We start from the raw sequence: 20,414 nt of genomic DNA on the forward strand, positions 1-20,414 counted from the left end.
AAAATGCAAAAACTCCTTTATATCTTAGACAATATCGGTCGGATCAATCTTGCGGCGTAGGTAACTGGTCTTGTTCCAAGCAAGGCACTTGAAACTTGCTCCCTGATCCTTGGTTTCCAAAATAGTTGTACTGGTATTGGCTAAACCGCCCCGCGCCCGAATTTCTGCCAATGGGACTCCGAGCATGTTACGGATCGCCGCACACAAAACTGCCCCATGACTGACAATCAAAATATTACCATCCGGATATTCTTGAGCTATTTTCTTCACTTCCGGCACAAAGCGCGCAAAAACTTCTTGGAAAGTTTCTCCACCAATGGTTGTGGGGTCATACTTGTCTGGATGATGACGGAAACCATCCAATTCAGCTGGATATTCCTCAGCGACAGCAGTGAACTTCATGCCTTCCATCTTGCCTAGGTTAAATTCACGGAAGGCATCCACAGGAATCACCTGCCCCTGGTACTGGATGTTACGTGCAATCTCTTTGGCTGTAGTCCGCGCCCGTTTAATGGGACTGCAATAAATACCATCAAATTTGATCTGGACCAAATACTTCCCTAGTTGCGCAATTTCCTGGTAGCTTTGGGGTAATAAGGGAGAATCACCCTTTGCCCCTTGGTAACGCCCTTCAAGATTCCATTCCGTCTTGCCATGACGGACAAAGTAAAATTTTGTCATCTTAGTCCCCTTCGCTTCGTTAATTAATGTCGCTTTCCATTATATCATTATGGAGGAGATCTTTACCGGTTGATTAGAAAAACCTCAACTAGTATCAGCACCAAAATCTCTAGTGCCATCAAAAAAAGCCTGACCTTACCTGAGTAAAGCCAGACTACATATTATTTATACATATTGTAATAACTGTGCTTGATCATCCACCAACTTATAAGCGTGGTCAATAGTCCCACTGCCCAAGCATTCATCGCCATCATAAAGAACAACTTCTTGTCCTGGAGTAATAGCCCGAGCTGGTTCATCAAAGTAAACCGTCATCTGGGTCCGATCATCGTTGAACCGCACAGTAACCCCAACGTCTTTTTGCCGGTAACGGAATTTAGCTGTACAGTGGAACTCTTGGCCCCGGTCTGTAATTGGCGCTACAAAGCTCAGATTGGAGGCTTCCAAATAGTTGGCATAGAGGTAATCATTTTCATAACCTTGTCCCACTAGTAAAGTATTAGTCTTTAGGTCCTTGCCAACTACAAACCATGGTTCGTTGCTCTGACCATTCCCACCGATACCTAAGCCCCGGCGCTGACCAATTGTATAGTTCATCAAACCAAAGTGATCACCCTTGATTTCTCCATCCAGGGTCTTCATTTTCCCGGGCTGAGCTGGTAAAAATTCTCCCAAGAACTTGTTGAAATTCCGCTCACCGATAAAGCAAATTCCGGTTGAATCCTTCTTTTTAGCCGTAGCTAAACCAGCTTCTTCAGCAATTCGGCGCACTTCATCCTTATGCATACCACCAATTGGGAACATAACCCGTTGCAATTGGTCTTGACTCAACTGGCTTAGGAAATAGGTCTGATCCTTGTTAGGATCACCACCCCGCAACATATGCACTGTTCCATCAGCATCGCGCCGCACCTGTGCATAGTGCCCCATGGCAATATAATCCGCATCCAGCTTCATTGCATAGTCTAAAAATGCTTTGAACTTTACTTCTTTATTGCACATGATATCAGGGTTAGGCGTCCGCCCGCGCCGATATTCATCCAAAAAGTACGTAAAAACGCGGTCCCAGTACTCTTTTTCAAAGTTTACTGAGTAGTAAGGGATCCCGATTTTATTAGCAACTTTGGCAACATCTTCATAATCTTCAGTAACTGTACAAACACCGCTATCCTTGGTGTCATCCCAGTTCTTCATAAAGACGCCAACAACATCATAACCTTGTTGCTTTAAAAGATAGGCAGCAACAGAGGAGTCAACTCCCCCACTCATGCCGACAACAACTCGAATATTACTGTTGTCTTTCACAAAAACTCACCATCATTTCATTAAGATTCTGAATCTTCACGATTTGAAGGTCGTAAATTCAGTATTTGTCATTATATCATTAACTACCAGCTAAACCAACCATCTTTACTTCTTGATGAGGATATCGCGGTCTAATAATTCAGCCAAAATATACTGTAACTGTTCTAACATGGCTGGATCATTCCGCTTAAAAATGTCAACTTGTTGCAAACCGCTAGCCGTGGTCGTCATTAATTTGAACTTCTTAAGGTCCTTGTTGACTGTCATTTTCAAATAAAAAGCTGCCTTGCCCGCATCCGGGTTAAGGGGCCGTTCCAATTGAAACTTGCCATTCTTCAATTCCAAAAAACCAACATCTAATAAAGAATACCGTTTAATTTGCGGAGAAAGCCCGTAAACCTGACTATCCCCCTTGATTTGTGCTTCTGTTGTATATGCCATTTTCTTACCTCTTTAAGATCTTAACCAACGTTGCAACCGTCTGGGCAATCTCTGCCTCAGTGTTATACGTGCCAAAGCTAAACCGCACTGATTCACTGACCCGGGGAGAAGTACTCCCATACATTGCAGTCAGAACATGGGATGGTTCCAAACTTCCCGCTGTACATGCTGAACCGGCAGAAGCAGATACCCCGCCCAAATCAAGGTTGACCAATAGAGCATCACTTTGGTGTCCTTTAAACCAAATATTTAAAACGTGAGGCAGGTAGCCTGCACCATAGCCCCCGTTGACCTCAAAATCAATGTCGTTAGCTTGTAGGCCTTGTAATAGCTGCTCTTTAAACTTGTTGAACTGTTCTCGCCGGGCATGTTTCTGCTCAGAAGTAGCTAATTCAACTGCCTTAGCGAAACCAGCAATCGCTGGGATATTCTCTGTTCCGGCCCGACGTTTCAATTCCTGGTCCCCACCTTTAATCAATGATGGGAACAACAAACCATCACGACGGTACAAGAAACCGAGGAATTTAGGCCCATTTAACTTGTGCGCTGAAGTTGACAAAAGGTCAATATGATCAGCCTGAACATCAATATCGACTAGCCCGTAAGCTTGCACGGCGTCAGTATGGAACCAAGCGTTAGTTGGGGCAACCAACTCACCGATCTCATGAATCGGCATCTGACTCCCAACCTCATTGTTTCCCATCATAATTGAAACTAGGATGGTATCGGGCCGCAAAGCTGCCTTGAGATCAGCCAAGTCAAGGTGGCCCGTTTCATCAACCGGTAGATATGTGACTTCAAAACCTTGTTCTTCCAAATAAGCCATTGATTTCAAAACAGCTTCGTGCTCAATTGCGGTTGTGATAATGTGACGTCCTACGCTTTTCCGCGCCATTGCCGTCTGAATGATTGCGGTATTGTCACTCTCTGTCCCCCCGCTGGTGAACTGAATTTCATCATCCAAACGTGCATTGATTGATTGTGCAATAACATGGCGACTTTGATCTAAAATATTGCGCGCTGCCCGCCCATGATAATTAATACTCGATGCATTTCCAAAAACATTGGTCATGACATCGGTCATGCGGGCGATAACCTCAGGAGCCATAGGAGTGGTCCCCGCATTGTCTAAATAAATATGCTCCACTTTACTCACCTTTCTTTACTGCTAACATTTGCAGAATCATTTGTGCTGACCGCTTGCCAGCTTCAAGGATAAATTCATCAAAGCTTTGCCCGGCGTCTTCATCTCCGACATCTGACATTGCGCGAATAATGACGAACGGTAACTGGAATTGATGAGCCACCTGGGCAATAGCTGCTCCTTCCATCTCACAGCACAAAGCTTCCGGATAGATGGCTTTGATCGCTTGGATCTGAGCCTGTGATGATACAAACTGATCTCCGGACACAATCAAACCTTCTTGGATATGCCAGCCGGTTGCTTGAGCTGCCTGGCTAATCTTAGCCCGTAAGGCCGGATCCGCTGCAAACCGTTGGGGCTGTTGTGGTAGTTGGCCTGGTTCATAGCCAAATGCTGTGGCATCAGCATCATGGTAGGCGGCCATCGTTGACAAGACCAAGTCCCCGACGTGCAAGCCAGCCCCGATTCCTCCAGCAGAACCACTATTAATTACACAGTCAACATGGTAATTAACTGCTAGTAAGGCTGTCACAACACCGGCCTGAACTTTCCCAATTCCTGACCTAACCAAAACGACCTCATTGTCATTAATTTGTCCACTATAAAAAACAATTTTTCCGTACTCTTGCTCTTGAAGATTTTGCAAGTTATCACGTAACATGCGAATTTCTTCTTCCATTGCACAGATAATTCCGTACTTCATTCTCAATATTCCACCTTAAAAATTAATAAATCGCATAAACAAAAAGACCAAAATTATTAAAACGATCAAAATGATGATCGCCTTATTTAGTTTTCTTTTTAACCGCAGGGTCTTTTCTTCTGTGCTCAGCTGTTTTTCTTGTTCGATCTGGGACGACCGACTCCACTCAGTATCCAGTGGACCGGCGTCATCCGTTGAATCAAACGTAGTTGGGGCTGGATCCGCCTGATCTGGCGAATCTTCGTCAAAGTGGCGTCCCCCACGCTTTTTCCATTTAAACTTCATTACTTATTTTCCTCGTGCTGCTGTAATTTCCAATACCAGATGGCGTTGATGGTTTTCGCATCACAAACCTCGCCCTGGGCAATCAACTGCTCTGCTTCTGGCAAAGTCACCCACTGCAACCGCAAAAACTCCCCGGGGTCTTGGGGCCGCGCTTGCGCAACTGGACTGAGTTGATGTGCAACATAAAAATACATCTTTTCATCCGCAAAACCGGGAGATGTGTAATACGTGTTCACTAACGCAATTTCTTGGGCTTGTAGGCGGACTTCTTCATTCAATTCCCGCACTACTGTCATTTGGGGATCTTCCCCCCGTTCGATTTTTCCGGCCGGAACCTCAGCTGTTACTTGCCGTAACGGCTCCCGCCACTGACGAACTAATAACATTCGGTTTTGATCATCTACTACCAAAACACAAACTGCCCCCTGGTGGCGAACAATCTCACGAAAAGCCTGCTGTCCATCTGGGGTCAGGACTGTTTCTCGTTCTACCCGGATGATTTTTCCGTTATAGATTTCTTCACTACTAATCTTTTTTTCTTGTAAATCCATCTACTTGCCCTCTTTCAAAGCAGTCACAAATTGCTTGTAGGCTGTTTGTTCACCGGTATCTGTCCATACAACGTGGGTAAAGTCCCCAGCTAAAGCTTCTGTTGCCGGAAGTTCCACTGTGGCGGTTTCCGTTGCATTCCCAATTAAGGAGATCCAGTAAGATTGATCAGGCTTTTGGTGGATAATTGTCTTAACCATGCCCCCAGGATTAATTACCTGAATTGTTTGTTCCAACCCTGTTTGCTCACCATGAACCAAGAAGTAAATTAAACTCGAAGCCGACATCCCTGTCCCACAGGCATTGGTATAACCTACACCACGTTCAAAGGTGCGCACAAATAATTTGTTTGGTCCCAGGATTTCAATGAAACTAACGTTGACCCCATCTGGGAAAAGCGGGTTCTGACCATCGTTTAAGTAACGTCCAATTTCACCGAGTTTGTCGCCACTGATCGTTTCATGGTCAACAAAAGCAATCAAATGCGGATTAGGAACCGCAACCGCTGAAAATTTAATTGTCGTTGATAGTTCAGGAATGTAGTCATTCAGCAATTGTTCTTTACCAATGTGCATCCCCAAATCTGGAGCCGCAAACGAAACCGGGGAGATTTCAGCTGCAAACGCTGGCACTCCGGCTGCAAATGGTTCTGTCCGCTTAACCTCTAAATCAGCATACATTGTCTGGATCTTGAAATCATCCCGACCAGTCTTTTCACTGAGGTACCGCGCCACTGTCCGGATGCCGTTCCCACACATGCTGGCTTCACTACCATCAGCATTAATCACCCGCATCCGACCGTTGGTTCCTTCGTGCCCACGGGTGACATAGAGCACACCATCAGCCCCACCATGAAGACCGTTCTTACGATCACACAACTTACGTGCCAATTCCCGTAACTCTTGGTCCGTAATTGTTTGTTCTAAGCTTTCTTCATCTAAAATAAAAAAGTCATTTTCAGACCCATGAACTTTGAGTAATTGCATCTTTTGCCGCCTCACCTTTTGTTAAAAGTAACATTCGTGTTACCATCTTAGCAAAAATTCACTAAAAGATACAGTTTAAGCCCTGGTTCGCGCAATAGCCATACAAAAACACCCCACAAGTGGGGTGAATTGGGTATTTACTACCTGTCCTATGCGGGGTGATTTTGTCCTAAACAGACCTGAAATTATTCACTTTTTAAGAATGGTTACTCCTCAACACGCTTTTTTCTCCAGGTAATCCCCAAGCCAGACAGGCCAATAGCAGCTAAGATGGCTCCGAGCAGGTTAACCTTGGCTGAAGCCTCCTCTCCTGTTTGAGGCAGGTTGGAGTTAATCTTAACTAACTTAGCAGTGTTTACAGTAGTCTGACTAGGTACTACACTGGTTGTTTTTTTCTTAGTATCGTCTGTACTCTGGATGGGATGGCTGGTTTGGGACTGAATTTGTGCATTGTTCTTATAATCATCGGGAGTGACAAGTTTTACATGCCCATTGGCTATGGCAGTATCCTTGACACTATCTTTTTGTCCGGGCACGATCAACGTCCATGGAATACTGTCCTTAACTTGCACCATCACCGTAAACTCAACGTAGGACTTATCTAGGTAGGTGATGGCTACCACACCTGTGGTCTGCCCTGGTTTACTAGTATCAGGAGCCGTTTGCCAGGCAATTGTAGTTTCCTGTGGTAAGTCATCCTGGTTTGTCACAACGGATTCAGGGGCAATTAGATCGCCCTTCTTCACGGTTACATCCGGCATAATGGTTGGGGTGTACTGATCTTTATCTTCTGGGGTAACAAACACTGGGACAGTAATTTCTGTTGTTGATCCATCGACGAAGGTTACCGTTGCTTGGTATGCTACCACTTTACCAACGGCATCCATGCCAGTATCAATCTTGCTAGGATCTTTCCACTTAATTTCCTTAATATGATTATCATTCTTAACCTCATCAGAAAAAGCACTGTTCACATCTGGTATTACATTCAGCTTGGTCTGTACTTCTTTGGCAGTCAGCTTTGCACCGTACTTTTCATTGTCCCGCTGCTCAACATAGTCTGCCATGTAGTCAACCGTTGCAAAATCTAATGGATATAAGCCCGCACGGTCAAGATGGAGGGCATGAATGTCACTTTCCTGGCTGGTGGTACCTGCCACCTCTTTATTGTCAGTAGTAACCAACTTCCACCCCTTAAAGTTATAGCCTGACTGGTTGGGTTGAGGAACATTAGTAATATTTAACTGGTCATTATTTGGTAGGCTGGCATACATATCTTCAGGATTAATGTCTTGGCTCTTGACCAAAGCTTGGTCAGCAGTCCCGTCAGCAAAATGCCCTGCACCGGCATGAAAACGTGGACCAATTACAGTCCCTGAATTATCTGACTTAACTAGAGTAAAGACATCCGGATGAGCTACAATTGCAACCGCTCCAGTTCGGTTATTTAAGGCATTCGTGAGCCATTGCTTGGCACTGGCACTCAACTTATCCAGTGTGACGTTGGCCATATTAACCAACCGTAAAGCATGGGGATTCAACATCATGAATACCGCATTATCTGCTTTAGACAGATCAAAATCACTAATGTCCAGAGCCTGTAAATTGCTTGAGTTCATAAACATTGAAAATACATTGGTAACGTTACTGGTATCAAAGTGACCTAGATCCAAGGCCTGCACGTTATTACAGAATGCAAACATGTGACTCATATTGGTAACTTTACTAGTGTCAAAGCTACTGACGTCTAGTTTTGGTAAGTTTGACTTTATAAACATGTTATTCATATCAGTAACATTGCTCGTATCAAACTGGCTTAAATCTAATACTTGTAGGTTTTCACAATATGCGAACATATAACTCATGTTAGTGACCTTGCTGGTATCCACGCCATTTAGGTTTATTGTACGTAAAGCATGTTCTCCCCGTACCATTGAACTCATATCGGTAACATCACTTGTATCCAAACCTGAAAGATCTAAACTGGTTAAATTATCCAATACTGGTATTTGCAAATGCTTTTCCAGTTGCTTAACCTTGGTCCCATCAGTAGCTTTAACAAAAGCAATATCAGTTATCCAATTTGAATTGATTCCCCAATTTAAATTATTGACGGCTACTGCAAAATCTTGATATAAGCTTGCTTCTACACGCCCAGCGATTTTGATCTTATTATCACTTCCATAATATCCCGTCAATGTCACCGTATGCTTATCCATATCAACATTATAATTCCAATCTGCCGACGAAAATGGGGCTTGTGTAGCTGGTTCTTGTAGTACAAATAACCGTTGCGTTCTTGTTGCTCCTGGTATCATTTGTGGTGTTGATAGCTTTTTTTCTGTCACGGCTGATGCTGTTGTCCTCTCAGTAGCTACTCCACCCTCCTGTTGTGTTTCAGGCACTGGATTGGCTGCTTGATTCTCTGTTTTAGCTAGGGAAGTCATATGTGACTCATCTATTTTGCTCGCATTTGTTGCTTGCTGGTTGCTCATGCTGGGATTGGTGCTTGCCGGTGAAGTTGCTGGCAAATTAGCCTGATCGGCCTTCACCAGTCTTTAGTCCTCCGTTGCCTCTCCACTCGAACTAACAACCGTTGTCGGCTGTGCAAAAGCACTCCCAAGTTCGTCTGCCAAAGCCATATGTCCGCCGCCAAACATTAACCCCAACAAAACAGAAGCAGCTATCCGATCTGGCGAATAGCAAACCGCTACTTGCAGTCAGCATATTTCTTAACTAATTCTGCGTGATTATTCTTCCCTAACATCTTTTCTTACTCCTATATCATACCGAATAATTTGCTTACTTTACCCTTTGTCCGCACCGACATTAAGGCAAGTCATATCCAAATTTTAGCTAATTATTCCCCTAATGTATACGCTTAATTAGTTACTTTTTTCAATAAAAAGAAAAAGCATGTACATTCTGTACATACTTTTAAATGTATTGTTTATTCTAAACCAGTTGTCACTGTTTCAGGGAAGTTTTCCCGAACGATGTGGGCACAGTTAGCACACAGGGTTGGATATACTTCATCGGATCCAACATCCTGGGTAATCCGCCGGCACCGGTCGCAAACTTCACCAGCAGCATGAGCGACAGTTACTGCCACGTCATCGCCAAACCGAGTTGCAGTATCGTCAGCTTGATCCAGTGGTAAGACTTCCAACTGGGATACAATCAATGCTTGCCGCACATCAGCATCAAGACTTTCTAAGTCCTTTTGGACACCAGGAGCAACATACAACTTAACCGCAGCTTCGAAGGACTTTCCGATCACTTTGGCGTTCCGCGCATCTTCTAAGGCCTTGTATACATCGGAACGAACATTCATGAAGCGGGCCCAGTTTTCCAAAATAGCCTGTTCCCCATCATAGTGTTCAACCGCTGGCATTTCAGAAAGGTAGGCATATTCTTCAGCTTCCTTCAAATATTCCCATACTTCTTCCGTTGTATGTGGCAACACTGGAGTCAACAGCTTAGTCAGCCGCACAGCAATGTCATATAAAACAGTTTGCATAGAACGCCGCTTAGCACTGTCAGCTGCTTCAATATAGACTACGTCCTTAGCCACATTCATGTAGAAAGCAGATAAGTCTGAGATGATGAAATTCATCGTCTTCTTATAAATATCCATGAAGGCATAATTTGCATAATCATCTAAGATTTCTTTAGTGAAATGGTTAGCCTTAACCAACATATACTTATCGATACTTTCCAAGTCAGCAAACGCTACCCGGTCAGCTTGAGGGTCAAAGTCAGCTGTGTTAGCCAGCAAGAACCGCAACGTATTCCGTACCTTTCGGTATGATTCGGAAATTTGTTGGAAGCTTCCCATTGATACCCGTACGTCAGCGGAAGTATCAACACTTAATACCCAGAGGCGGATGATTTCTGCCCCCATTTGCTTAATAACTTTTTCAGGCACAATAGTGTTGCCCAAAGACTTACTCATCTTCCGCCCTTGCTTATCCAGCGTGAAGCCTTGGGATAAGATTTCCCTGTAAGGAGCTTGACCAGAATAAGCAACACTGGTAATCAAACTAGAGTTGAACCAGCCCCGGTATTGGTCAGAACCTTCTAAATACAAATCAGAAGGATATGTCAAACCATCACGAGCAGCCAAAACGCCTTGGTGTGAAGAACCAGAGTCGAACCAAACGTCCATGATGTCAGTTTCCTTGGTAAAGACACCATTTGGTGAGTGTTCACTGGTAAAGCCTTCTGGCAAGAGGTCTTTTGCTTCCCGTTCGAACCAAACGTTAGATCCGTATTGTTCTACCAAGTCAGCTACATGGTCAATTGTTTCCTTGGTCATGATTGGAGTCCCATCTTCAGCATAGAAGATTGGCAATGGAACACCCCAAACCCGTTGCCGGGAAATTACCCAGTCACCCCGGTCGCGGATCATATTGTACAAACGTTTTTGACCCCATTCTGGGTGGAACTTAACTTCAGAGATAGCATCAAGGATGTCTTGTCTAATCTTGTCGACCGAAGCAAACCATTGTGGTGTAGCCCGGAAAATGATTGGCTTCTTAGTCCGCCAGTCAAATGGATAGCTGTGGTTGTATTCCATTTGCTTAATTAATAAGCCGGCCTTACTTAACTTATCTAAGGCGATATCGTTGGCATCTTCATAAAAGACCCCGGCAAAGTCAGCCCCAGCTTCATCAGTCAAATATCCTTGGTCATTGACTGGCACAAAGATTGGCAACCCGTATTGCTTACCAACATTAAAGTCGTCTTCCCCAAAACCAGGCGCTGTGTGAACCAAACCGGTCCCGGCTTCAAGCGTAACGAAGTCGCCAAGCATTACGATGAGTTCTTTTTCAGGATAGAATGGGTGCTGAGTCTTAACTAACTCTAATTCTTCACCCTTAACAACCTTAACGGTTTCATAATCTTCCCAGCCAAACAATTCTGCGTCTTTAGCGACCAGTTCCGTTGCAATCACAAACTTGCGGTCATCATTAGCTGGCTTAACAACTGAGTAGTTGAACTTGGCATCGATAGTTACCCCTTCTGAACCAGGAATAGTCCATGGTGTCGTAGTCCATACTACTAAGTATGTATCATTGTCCAAAACGCCTTTGCCATCAATTACCTTTTCAGCAAAGAATGCGGATGGAGAAGTTACATCATGATATTCTACTTCTGCTTCGGCCAGGGCTGATTCTGATGACCATGACCAGAAAACAGGCTTCTTCCCTTTGTAGATCAAGCCCTTTTCTGCCATCTTACCGAAAACCCGAATTTGTTGGGCTTCATATTGTGGATCCAAAGTTACATATGGATGATCCCAATCAGCTGAAACACCCAACCGCTTGAAATCTTTTCTTTGCATGCTAACTTGCTTCAAGGCATATTCACGACATTTTTCCCGGAATTCTGCCACAGACAGGGTCTTGCGATCAACACCTGCTTTTTTCAATTGTTGTTCAATTGGTAACCCGTGAGTATCCCATCCCGGTACATATGGGGAGCTAAACCCACTCATTGACTTGGAACGCACGATAAAGTCCTTAGAAATCTTATTCATGGCGTGTCCCATGTGAATGTTCCCATTAGCATATGGAGGGCCATCATGCAAAATAAATGTTGGTTTACCTTCGTTTAACTTTTGCCGTTGTTCGTAAACCTTATTTTCTTCCCAAATATTTTCCCGCTCAGCTTCTTTTACTGGCAGGTTACCACGCATTGGAAATTTGGTGCGCCCAATGTTAAGGGTATCTTTGATCTTCATCTCTCCATCTCCTTTTTTAAAATAAAAAAGTCCCATCCGCAATGGGACGAGACTTCGTGGTACCACCCAAATTAGGTTGAGATTATAACTAATCCAACCTCACTTAGTCATTCAATAACGGTCATGAACCGAAACCTCTTACTCACACTGTTCAGAGGTTCAAATATGAAGATGATAACCATGACTAAGGGACCTGCTAACCTCTCACCAACCGTTAACTCGCTTATGGTATCAACCATGATCGTATTCTTCGCTTATTTATTTAGCAAAGTGTTCGCCATCATTACTTGGGAAGACAACAACTGTTTCCACTGATTGTGGATCAGCTTGTTCTTCGTCTGCCTTAGTTTCTGGAGCAACACTTTCTTCATTTGCAATAGATTTTACTTCTTTTGCGGAATCATTGTCAAGGGTCTCATCGCGACGAATTGCATCTTGAATGGCGCTATAATTGCTAGTATCGCCCCGCTTTAAGATGTCATCCCATTCCGAACCCTTAACCACTTCAAGTTGTGATTCCATCATCACTTGGAGCTTTTGGCGGAAAATCCGAGCTTGTTTCCGCAAGTCGTCCGTCTCAACTGCCAGGCGTTTAGCTTTGGCAGAAGCTTCTTCAACAATATTTTTGGCCTTATCATTAGCTTGTTCAATGATATCTTGCCCTTGTTTTTGTGCTTCCTTGTTGATGATTTCTGCTTCTTTTTGAGAATTTGCCTTGACCTTGTCAGCGGCTTCCTGCGCAACAATAATTGATTGATTCAAAGAATCTTTCAAGTCATTGAAGTATTTCAACTTTTCTAAACTTTGGTCAAGTTCATTTTGCAACTTTTCATTTTGCTTAAGTGCAATTTCATAGTCCTTAATGATTTGATCTAAAAAGTCGTTTACTTCGTCTTGGTCGTAACCACGTAATCTAACATGAAATTCTTTGTTATGAATATCTAAAGGGGTTAATGCCATCCCTTCCACCTCCAAGTTATCGTTTCTTTTTCCTAACCACACTAACTTCTAATCGAATCTTGTCTTTTCTCGTTATCCCTAATACTGGCCCTACCTTGATGCGACCATAGCGTCGCACTGAAAGAATATCGTGCTCGCCAATTTCCAGGTCAGGTTTTTCAACCATCATCCAATTCAGGTGGACCCGTTTTTCTTTGATTAGATCCTTAGCACTCTTGCGTGAAATGTTATATGCACCAGCAATAACACTATCGAGTCGGGAAGAACTTAAATTCAAAACCATTAATTCAGCATCATCCGCTTGCGGGGTAAGCAAATCGGCCAGGGACAGTTGCTGTAAGCGCACTTTTATTTTCCCAACCCGGTCAATTTGCCCAACCAGGTATGTGGCTAAATCTTGGTTAACCAAAATCTGCCAGCGTTGCCCATCAGTAATAATATCACCTAAAACATTACGGTCTAAGCCCGCGTTAGCAAAAGTTCCCAAAATTTGTCCGTGAGCCAATTGGCTAAACTTTTGCGGATAACCTATCTCCAATGGTACAACCTTGAAGTCAGCTTCAGTAGGCGTGAAATATTCAGGATAAAACAGGGCACGCTTTCGTTCAGCATTTGCATAACCACCAAAGAAACTTACCCGGACATCATCTCGTTGCCCCACTAAAGATTGGGCAATATATTGCATCCGTGGATCAAGAAACTCCGTTAGGATCGGTCGGTACTCATTTTGCACCTGATTAATGCGGTCGAAAAAAGCATCAATTACCGGTACTTCTTCCCGTTTGAAATGTTGATAAACGTCGTCCTTCACTTAAGTCACCTATACTATCCCAATAAAACTTCACTACATCACTATCCGCAAAAGCATTCCCAGCACAAATAGTAATCCTAAATGGATAAATCGAAGCGCAATCAGCGCCACCCATGGCGCAAAACTTAATCCCATAATCGGCGGAATAAAATTAAATAGCTGCAAATACGGCTCACATATCTGCCGCAACCACCGCCCCAGAGTACTCTGATATGCACCCGGAAACCACGACATAAAAACGTAAATTACTATCGCTAATGAATATCCGTAGAACAAATAATTGATTAATACAAACAACATGTACGTTATTCTCTCCTATATTTACGTGCTAGCGAATCAGTCAGGTCACCTTCGACCCGGTACTGTTCCGGTGTGCACAAGAAAATTTGTTCCCCAATCCGCTTAATATCTCCATTTTGGGCGAAAACAATTCCTGAAAGAAAATCAACAATACGTAAAGCCTGGTCCTCTTCCATTCTTTGAAAATTGATGATCGCCGGTTCACCATTTAACAAATGGTTGCCAATCACCTTTACGTCTGAAAAGACACGCGGTTCAAACAAGATAATTTTATGTTCTTTTTGTGCTTCCATTTCTTTACGGGCTGATACTAAAGACATCACTTTAGTATTATTTTCACTTTCAGGAGGGACGTCATAATCTTCATACGTTTCACTACTGCCAAACCAATTGTTAATCCGATCACTAAATGACATCTAAGAACCTCCTTTATATCTCAAACTAGCGCCGATGCCGCAAGAAAGGTGGCATGTTCAGATCATCGTTATGATCATCAGTATCAGAATCAGCTTGGAAAACATCGAAATCTTTCTTTTCGACATTAGCAAATTCTTCTACATCGTTGCGCCGGTTAACTTGCCGATCGTTGTTGATTTCCCGGTTCAGGTTCCAGTTGTTAAAACGATCGTTATCATTGCGTTGATCACTGGTACTGTTTGGAGAATCAGTAGCGCTGGCTACTCGCCGAGCGGGTGCTTTTTTTTTCTTATTTTTGTCAATGCCAGTGGCAATTACGGTGATAACCACTGAACCTTCTAGGTCTTCATTGACAGAAGTACCAAAGATAATATCCACATCACTTGAAGCCGCTTGCGCAACAATGTTAGCTGCTTCTTGAGCTTCTTGTAAGGCCAAGTCGTTAGCACCAGTGATGTTCAACAGAACTTGTTCTGCCCCTTCGATAGATACTTCTAATAGTGGGGATGAAATTGCTTGTTTTGTTGCTTCAGCAACCCGGTTTTCACCGTTTGCAGTCCCGATCCCCATCAAAGCAGCACCTTGGTTTTGCATGATGGTCTTTACATCAGAGAAGTCCAAGTTAATGTAACCTGGTGAAGTAATCAAATCAGAAATCCCTTGAACCCCTTGGCGTAAAACATTGTCGGCTTCTTGGAAGGCATCCATGATAGAAGTCTTCTTGTCAACAATTTCTAGTAAGCGGTTGTTAGAGATGATAACCAACGTATCAACATTTTCACGCAACTTGTCCATCCCATCAGCTGCTGAACGGGAACGTTTTGGTCCTTCAAAACTAAACGGACGAGTAACCACCCCAACTGTCAAAGCATTTTGGGACTTCGCAATCTTGGCAATTTCAGGTGCAGCACCGGTCCCGGTACCACCACCCATACCTGCAGTAACGAAGATCATGTCAGCCCCTTCAAGTGCTTGGCTGATAGCTTCTTCACTTTCTTGTGCTGCTTTAGCCCCAATATCAGGGTTAGCTCCGGCCCCTAAACCACGAGTCAATTTAGGTCCTAATTGGATTTTGGTTTCAGCGGCTGATTTCTTAAGGGCTTGAATATCAGTATTGGCTGCAATGAATTCAACCCCTTTAACGTTATCTTGGATCATCCGGTTGATGGCATTTCCGCCACCGCCCCCGACACCGATAACTTTGATTTTGGTTCCTAATTGTTGGTCGTCAATTTGAAAATCTACATTGCTCATAGTCGTTCCTCCATTACGATTTAATCAAAGAAATTGCTAAACAAGCTCCGAAGACCCCCAGGACGCTTGTCTTTATTCTTCTTTTTCTTAGGCTTCTTAGGTTGTGGTGGGAGTTGAACTGTATCAGGTTCATCCCCATAGCTATCATCTTCGTCATAAGTAGTAGCTTGTTCAAAATCAGCTGTCCCTAATGAACTCTTAACTACCCGTTCGATTTCATTTTCGCTTGTCACGTAGTCAACCAGGCCAATCACCTGAGTAAATGCCGGGCTGCGGAGGTTCATTTCTTGAGGAACAAACTTCTTGACGTGCACCCCAAAGATGTCTTCGGCTAATTCCTCGATCCCAGGAATAGCGGTCATCCCGCCTGTTAGGATAATCCCACCAGGAAGACTCAAGGCATTAACTTTATCCAAAGCAGTAGCTAGCTTAGTGAAAATTTGTTGCAACCGTGCTTCGATGATTTGGGCTAAATAATTTTCACTGACTTCTTCTGGATCCTGCTGTCCAACAACTTGAACAGGGAATTTATTGTCCTTGTCAGCTAAACTACTCAAAGCGTAACCATACGTAACCTTTAATTGTTCTGCATTTTCAACTGATGTATTCAAAACAACTGAAATATCCCGAGTGACGAAGTCGCCACCTTCTTGATCAACATATGTATATTTAAGCTTGTGGTCGTGAATAACCGCAGCTGTGGTCTGACCGCCACCCATATCAATCACAATTGATCCAAAGTCCTGTTCACCTTCATTTAAGGCCAAATGAGCGCTTGCTAATGGTGCAACTACCGTTTCTCTAATATGGAGTCCCGCTTTTTCGATACACTTCTTGATATTGTGTAAGATAGTCTTTGGTCCAGTGTACATAACAGCCCGCATCTCTAAACGGACTCCTTCCATCCCGCGTGGATCTTTGATACCATCAAGACCATTTACAACAAACTCATCTGGAATGATATCAATTACGTCCCTTTCAGGAGGGAGACTTTGTACTAAAGCTGCTTGTGTGACTTCGTAAACATCCTCATCAGTGATTTCTTTGGACTTACCATCAGCCTGTGAAACTGCGATCATACCATGACACTTTTCGATTTCTAACAAGTTAGCAGGAATCCCTACTACTACGTCACGAATTTCAAAGTTAGCCCGCTGTTCAGCCTGCTTGATAGCATCCCGAATGGCGCCGACTGTTTGGTCAATATCAACGATCACACCCCGGTTTAAACCTGCTGAACGCGTATTCCCATAACCAATGATATTTAGTTGCTTTTTTACATATTCTGCGATGATTATTTTTATCGAAGTCGTACCGATGTCCAATCCTACGTATATTCCAGAACTATCCACCTTACAGACCTCCTTTTTAATTATTCAGATTAAAAACAATTTATGCATATTTTAATAACTTAATATTACCACAAGAAACACCTGTTGTACTAGGTATATCAAGGGATTGTAATTTCGTCTTAAAATTTTTTATTTCAACGTATATGAATACGCCCCTACTTGCAGATCAATCATACTTTTTTCTTTAAGTTTGCCTGCTATTCCTGGATAGTATTTCATTTTCTGACTAACATCAGGGATCAAAATCAAAACTTGATTTCCATCGTTCATATACAAATGAAGCCGCATTGTACTGGTTTCAGTTGGTGCATAATGAATCTCAGAAATAGCATTGCGGATCCGTGGCGGTAACTGGGCTATCTGCTGCGCTGTCGCTTGCAATTGTGTTGCTTGCTTAAAATTAAAGAACACTGGGATATTATCCTTAATATCAGTTAATGGTTGCGACAGGATACCCCCGTTATCGGCAATCACTCGGTATGTATCCCCATCACTTTGATAGCCCACTGGTTGATGAGTTTTAACATCCAACACCACCTTGCCAGCCTGGTAGTTCAAGGAAACATGCTGAACAGCCCGGATATCAGTCTTGATTTTTTGCTCAATAGCACGCTGGTGGAGGCGAACCAAAAAGAAAGACTCCCCAGAGGTGATTCCGCTAGCCCGAATAACTTTAGCTTGAACATATGAGTTAGCATGCCGAACTTGAATCTTGTTGGCCCGGCTGATTGGGAGACAAAAATAAAATGCCAGCACTGCAATTACCACAAAAAACGTCACTAAAATAGTGGCGTTTTTGTGGAGGCGTCGTTTGCGCACATTGTTTGTCTTGGGCATTTTCCGTCGCAATTTTTTAAATAGCGGTATCTCTCTTTGTTTGCGCACCTTTTTGGCCCGCTTTTTTTGCGCTTTTTCCCAAGGTGTTAATGGTCCCTGGGCACGAAAAGTTTTTGGATGACGCCCTAGTTTCATATGCTCCCTCCCTTCAGCTCAAGTACACCCTGTAATTAATGCATAATTTCTTGTAGGACAGCAATTACTTTGTTAGCAGCATCAGGTACCCCTGCCTGCCGAGCATTTTGCCCCATTTGCTGCCGTTTTTGTTCATCTTGCATAATTTGTTGAATGTTAGCAAATAACGTTTTTTGATTAAGATCTTCTTCCTTGATCATCAAAGCTGCGTCTTGTTTTACCAAGCTCAGTGCATTCTTTATTTGGTGGTCATTAGTTACATAAGGACTAGGAATTAGAATAGTTGGAATCCCCAAAGCAGTAATTTCAGCTAAACTAGTAGCCCCAGCCCGCCCCACAATGCAGTCAATTTCTGGCAGAATCTGGGGCATATCCGGAATGTATGGCACTACCTTAACATTGTCAGGAACCGCAACATCCCGCAAAGCAATTTTGGTTTTTTCATAGTGGGCTTGTCCTGTTACAAATAGGACTTGGTAGGCAGCCCCCTTAAACATGGGCAAAGTAGCGATACTTGCTTCGTTGATAGGTCGTGCTCCCCGTGACCCTCCAAAGATCATCACGGTTGGCTTTTCAGGGTCAAGTCCATACTCAGTTAACCGTCCTGTCGGCTGCATATTAGCGACTTGTTGAGCCCGCGGATTCCCAGTAAAGACTACCTTCCGCGCTGGAAAATCGTTTCGAGCATCTTCAAAGCAAATACCGATCTTGTCAACAAACCGGGCTAAGAATTTATTAGTAACTCCCGCCACACTGTTTTGCTCATGAATCATCGTTGGAATCTTTAATCTTGCAGCTGCATAAACCACGGCACCACAGACATAGCCCCCGGTTCCAATCACCACATCGGGTTTAAAGTCTTTGATGATCCGTTTAGAAACATGAACACTCTTTAAAAAGAGATAGATGGTCTTGAAATTATCTAACGATAATGACCGCTTAAATCCCTGAATTTCAATTGTCTTGAAAGGAATGCCGGCGTCAGGAACAATTCTACTCTCTAAACCACGGTGCGTTCCGACGTACAGGACTTCCGCCTGGGGATCTTTTTGCTTGATCGCTTCAATCAGTGCTAATGCTGGGTAGATGTGGCCCCCAGTTCCACCACCAGATACAATAATTCTCATTTTGCTACCTCCACTTGTGCTTTCAACTGTTCAACTGCTTCGATGAACCGGTCACCCCGTACTTCAAACGTTGGCCATTGATCCCAACTAGCACATGCTGGTGAGAGCAAAATAATATCGCCCGGCTGGCTCAAACGATATGCTTCGGGAACTGCGGTTACCGCATTTTGCGAATGAATAATCTCTTTGATACCAGCTTTTTGTCCAGCATCGGCCATCAAATCAGCTGTTTCACCAAAAACAACCATTGCCCGCACATGCTTTTGCAAATCAGGTACTAACCGATCAAAGGTGAAACCACGGTCCAAACCACCGGCTAGAAGAACAACTGGTGCAGTGAACCCGTCCAGCGCCTTCTGCGTAGCTTCAATATCAGTTGCTTTAGAATCATTGTACACTTTACGTTCGTTGACCGTTGTTACGAACTGCGTCCGGTGCCGCACCCCGGAGAAAGTTTTGAGCACCTCGATAATATCGTGATTACTCTTTCCACAAAGCTTAGCAACTGCAATCGCAGCTAAGGCATTCTCAACATTGTGGGTCCCCGGAACTTTGATTTCTGCAGCTGGCATAATTGCTTCGTCTTGATAATACAAAACCCCATCTTTTTCATAAGCACCATTAGTTGTCAGTGCTTGGCGGGAGAAAGGTATCACTTGTGCTTGGGTATGGTTAGCCACTTCTCTGGCTTCAGGAACATCCCAGTTGACCACAAAGTAATCATCCGCTGTCTGGTTCATCGTGACCCGCATCTTAGCCTTAATGTAGTTAGCGTGTGTTTGATGCCAATCGGTATGAGCCTGGTAAATGTTAGTTAGGACTGCAATGTGTGGATGGAGGTCGGTAATTCCCATCAATTGAAAACTCGATATTTCAGTAACTAAAGTATCAGCTGGTGTAACTTCCTGAGCAACCTTGCTGGCAGAAACTCCAATGTTACCGACAGCAACAGCGCGCCCGTTCTTTCGTCCTTGATTTAACATCAACGTAATCATAGTTGTGGTAGTGGTTTTACCATTTGAACCCGTTACACAGTACATCGGTGCTTCGCTGACTTCGTATGCCAATTCAGGTTCAGTAATGACCGGAATTCCCTGGGTAACCGCGGCTGCCACTAAAACGTTAGTGTACGGGATACCGGGATTTTTAACCATCAAGTCAACCCCGTCCAACAGTTCCAAGGGGTGACTCCCAGTTACCACTGTAATTCCAGCTGCTTGTAGTTTTGTAACCACAGTTAAATCAGCCGGTGTTTGCTTATCGTTGACAGTCACTTTAGCCCCTAATTTAAGTAATAAGTTGGCAGCATTAACCCCACTTGTACCGAGACCTAGCACCAAAACGTGCTTATTTTGATATTTAGTTACGTTCTTCATCGTTG

Annotated in this window: 19 protein-coding genes and 1 other annotated feature; all 19 genes read right to left on the reverse strand. The window is 43.6% G+C overall.

The annotated features are described in order from the left end of the window. Positions 1-24: 24 nt before the first annotated feature. On the reverse strand, positions 25-681 hold the full coding sequence (locus G541_RS0102410; RefSeq protein WP_027826378.1) for a histidine phosphatase family protein: 657 nt from the start codon (positions 679-681) through the stop codon (positions 25-27). A gap of 165 nt (positions 682-846) precedes the next feature. Further along, positions 847-1,986 carry a tRNA 2-thiouridine(34) synthase MnmA gene (gene mnmA, locus G541_RS0102415; protein WP_027826379.1) on the reverse strand — a complete coding sequence of 380 codons (1,140 nt, stop codon included), beginning with the start codon at positions 1,984-1,986 and terminating at the stop codon, positions 847-849. A 105-nt stretch (positions 1,987-2,091) separates the two neighbouring features. After that, complete coding sequence (locus G541_RS0102420; RefSeq protein ID WP_009551865.1) at positions 2,092-2,427, reverse strand: cysteine desulfurase associated protein; 336 nt, start codon at positions 2,425-2,427, stop codon at positions 2,092-2,094. A gap of 4 nt (positions 2,428-2,431) precedes the next feature. After that, on the reverse strand, positions 2,432-3,574 hold the full coding sequence (locus G541_RS0102425) for a cysteine desulfurase family protein (RefSeq protein WP_027826380.1): 1,143 nt from the start codon (positions 3,572-3,574) through the stop codon (positions 2,432-2,434). A 1-nt stretch (position 3,575) separates the two neighbouring features. Beyond that, complete coding sequence (locus G541_RS0102430; RefSeq protein WP_027826381.1) at positions 3,576-4,274, reverse strand: 5'-methylthioadenosine/adenosylhomocysteine nucleosidase; 699 nt, start codon at positions 4,272-4,274, stop codon at positions 3,576-3,578. 15 nt (positions 4,275-4,289) lie between these two features. Next, positions 4,290-4,559: a hypothetical protein gene (locus G541_RS09225; RefSeq protein ID WP_035162752.1), complete on the reverse strand. Its 270-nt coding sequence runs from the start codon at positions 4,557-4,559 to the stop codon at positions 4,290-4,292. Beyond that, complete coding sequence (locus G541_RS0102440; RefSeq protein WP_027826382.1) at positions 4,559-5,110, reverse strand: NUDIX hydrolase; 552 nt, start codon at positions 5,108-5,110, stop codon at positions 4,559-4,561. The genes G541_RS09225 and G541_RS0102440 overlap by 1 nt, the downstream gene beginning before the upstream one ends. Further along, the gene (dapF, locus tag G541_RS0102445; protein ID WP_027826383.1) at positions 5,111-6,094 is read right to left on the reverse strand and encodes a diaminopimelate epimerase; all 984 of its coding nucleotides are present in this window, start codon (positions 6,092-6,094) and stop codon (positions 5,111-5,113) included. A gap of 206 nt (positions 6,095-6,300) precedes the next feature. Then, positions 6,301-8,646 (reverse strand): BspA family leucine-rich repeat surface protein, encoded by a 2,346-nt coding sequence (locus G541_RS09960; RefSeq protein ID WP_027826384.1) that lies wholly within the window; start codon positions 8,644-8,646, stop codon positions 6,301-6,303. Positions 8,647-9,044: 398 nt separating this feature from the next. Continuing rightward, entirely contained in the window at positions 9,045-11,840 is a 2,796-nt protein-coding gene (gene ileS / locus G541_RS0102455; protein ID WP_027826385.1) for an isoleucine--tRNA ligase, read from the reverse strand. A 39-nt stretch (positions 11,841-11,879) separates the two neighbouring features. After that, positions 11,880-12,106: a binding site (T-box leader), on the reverse strand. Beyond that, positions 12,099-12,800: a DivIVA domain-containing protein gene (locus tag G541_RS0102460; RefSeq protein WP_027826386.1), complete on the reverse strand. Its 702-nt coding sequence runs from the start codon at positions 12,798-12,800 to the stop codon at positions 12,099-12,101. It overlaps the preceding feature by 8 nt. 16 nt (positions 12,801-12,816) lie before the next feature. After that, positions 12,817-13,611, reverse strand: coding sequence for a YlmH family RNA-binding protein (locus tag G541_RS0102465; protein WP_027826387.1), 795 nt, complete (start codon positions 13,609-13,611; stop codon positions 12,817-12,819). 33 nt (positions 13,612-13,644) lie between these two features. Continuing rightward, positions 13,645-13,911 (reverse strand): YggT family protein, encoded by a 267-nt coding sequence (locus tag G541_RS0102470; RefSeq protein WP_027826388.1) that lies wholly within the window; start codon positions 13,909-13,911, stop codon positions 13,645-13,647. A 5-nt stretch (positions 13,912-13,916) separates the two neighbouring features. Further along, positions 13,917-14,327, reverse strand: coding sequence for a cell division protein SepF (locus G541_RS0102475; protein WP_009553642.1), 411 nt, complete (start codon positions 14,325-14,327; stop codon positions 13,917-13,919). Between the two features lie 25 nt (positions 14,328-14,352). Then, complete coding sequence (ftsZ, locus tag G541_RS0102480) at positions 14,353-15,582, reverse strand: cell division protein FtsZ (RefSeq protein ID WP_027826389.1); 1,230 nt, start codon at positions 15,580-15,582, stop codon at positions 14,353-14,355. Positions 15,583-15,602: 20 nt separating this feature from the next. Continuing rightward, positions 15,603-16,934 (reverse strand): cell division protein FtsA, encoded by a 1,332-nt coding sequence (gene ftsA / locus G541_RS0102485; RefSeq protein WP_009553646.1) that lies wholly within the window; start codon positions 16,932-16,934, stop codon positions 15,603-15,605. Positions 16,935-17,063: 129 nt separating this feature from the next. Beyond that, entirely contained in the window at positions 17,064-17,906 is an 843-nt protein-coding gene (locus G541_RS0102490; protein ID WP_027826390.1) for a cell division protein FtsQ/DivIB, read from the reverse strand. A 35-nt stretch (positions 17,907-17,941) separates the two neighbouring features. Continuing rightward, positions 17,942-19,033, reverse strand: coding sequence for an undecaprenyldiphospho-muramoylpentapeptide beta-N-acetylglucosaminyltransferase (gene murG, locus G541_RS0102495; RefSeq protein WP_027826391.1), 1,092 nt, complete (start codon positions 19,031-19,033; stop codon positions 17,942-17,944). Next, complete coding sequence (gene murD / locus G541_RS0102500) at positions 19,030-20,409, reverse strand: UDP-N-acetylmuramoyl-L-alanine--D-glutamate ligase (RefSeq protein WP_027826392.1); 1,380 nt, start codon at positions 20,407-20,409, stop codon at positions 19,030-19,032. Before murD ends, murG begins: the two co-directional genes overlap by 4 nt. Positions 20,410-20,414 lie beyond the last annotated feature (5 nt).

The organism is Ligilactobacillus saerimneri DSM 16049, assembly GCF_000423265.1.
GTDB classification, from domain to species: Bacteria; Bacillota; Bacilli; order Lactobacillales; family Lactobacillaceae; genus Ligilactobacillus; species Ligilactobacillus saerimneri.

Coding starts and splice junctions, on each gene's coding strand:
- murG (WP_027826391.1), bottom strand. CDS start 19,033: ATGAGAATTATTGTATCTGGTGGTGGAACTGGGGGCCACATCTACCCA.
- ileS (WP_027826385.1), bottom strand. CDS start 11,840: ATGAAGATCAAAGATACCCTTAACATTGGGCGCACCAAATTTCCAATG.
- murD (WP_027826392.1), bottom strand. CDS start 20,409: ATGAAGAACGTAACTAAATATCAAAATAAGCACGTTTTGGTGCTAGGT.
- G541_RS09225 (WP_035162752.1), bottom strand. CDS start 4,559: ATGAAGTTTAAATGGAAAAAGCGTGGGGGACGCCACTTTGACGAAGAT.
- G541_RS0102490 (WP_027826390.1), bottom strand. CDS start 17,906: ATGAAACTAGGGCGTCATCCAAAAACTTTTCGTGCCCAGGGACCATTA.
- G541_RS0102460 (WP_027826386.1), bottom strand. CDS start 12,800: ATGGCATTAACCCCTTTAGATATTCATAACAAAGAATTTCATGTTAGA.
- G541_RS0102420 (WP_009551865.1), bottom strand. CDS start 2,427: ATGGCATATACAACAGAAGCACAAATCAAGGGGGATAGTCAGGTTTAC.
- G541_RS0102410 (WP_027826378.1), bottom strand. CDS start 681: ATGACAAAATTTTACTTTGTCCGTCATGGCAAGACGGAATGGAATCTT.
- G541_RS0102440 (WP_027826382.1), bottom strand. CDS start 5,110: ATGGATTTACAAGAAAAAAAGATTAGTAGTGAAGAAATCTATAACGGA.
- G541_RS0102430 (WP_027826381.1), bottom strand. CDS start 4,274: ATGAAGTACGGAATTATCTGTGCAATGGAAGAAGAAATTCGCATGTTA.
- G541_RS0102470 (WP_027826388.1), bottom strand. CDS start 13,911: ATGTTGTTTGTATTAATCAATTATTTGTTCTACGGATATTCATTAGCG.
- ftsZ (WP_027826389.1), bottom strand. CDS start 15,582: ATGAGCAATGTAGATTTTCAAATTGACGACCAACAATTAGGAACCAAA.
- G541_RS0102475 (WP_009553642.1), bottom strand. CDS start 14,327: ATGTCATTTAGTGATCGGATTAACAATTGGTTTGGCAGTAGTGAAACG.
- dapF (WP_027826383.1), bottom strand. CDS start 6,094: ATGCAATTACTCAAAGTTCATGGGTCTGAAAATGACTTTTTTATTTTA.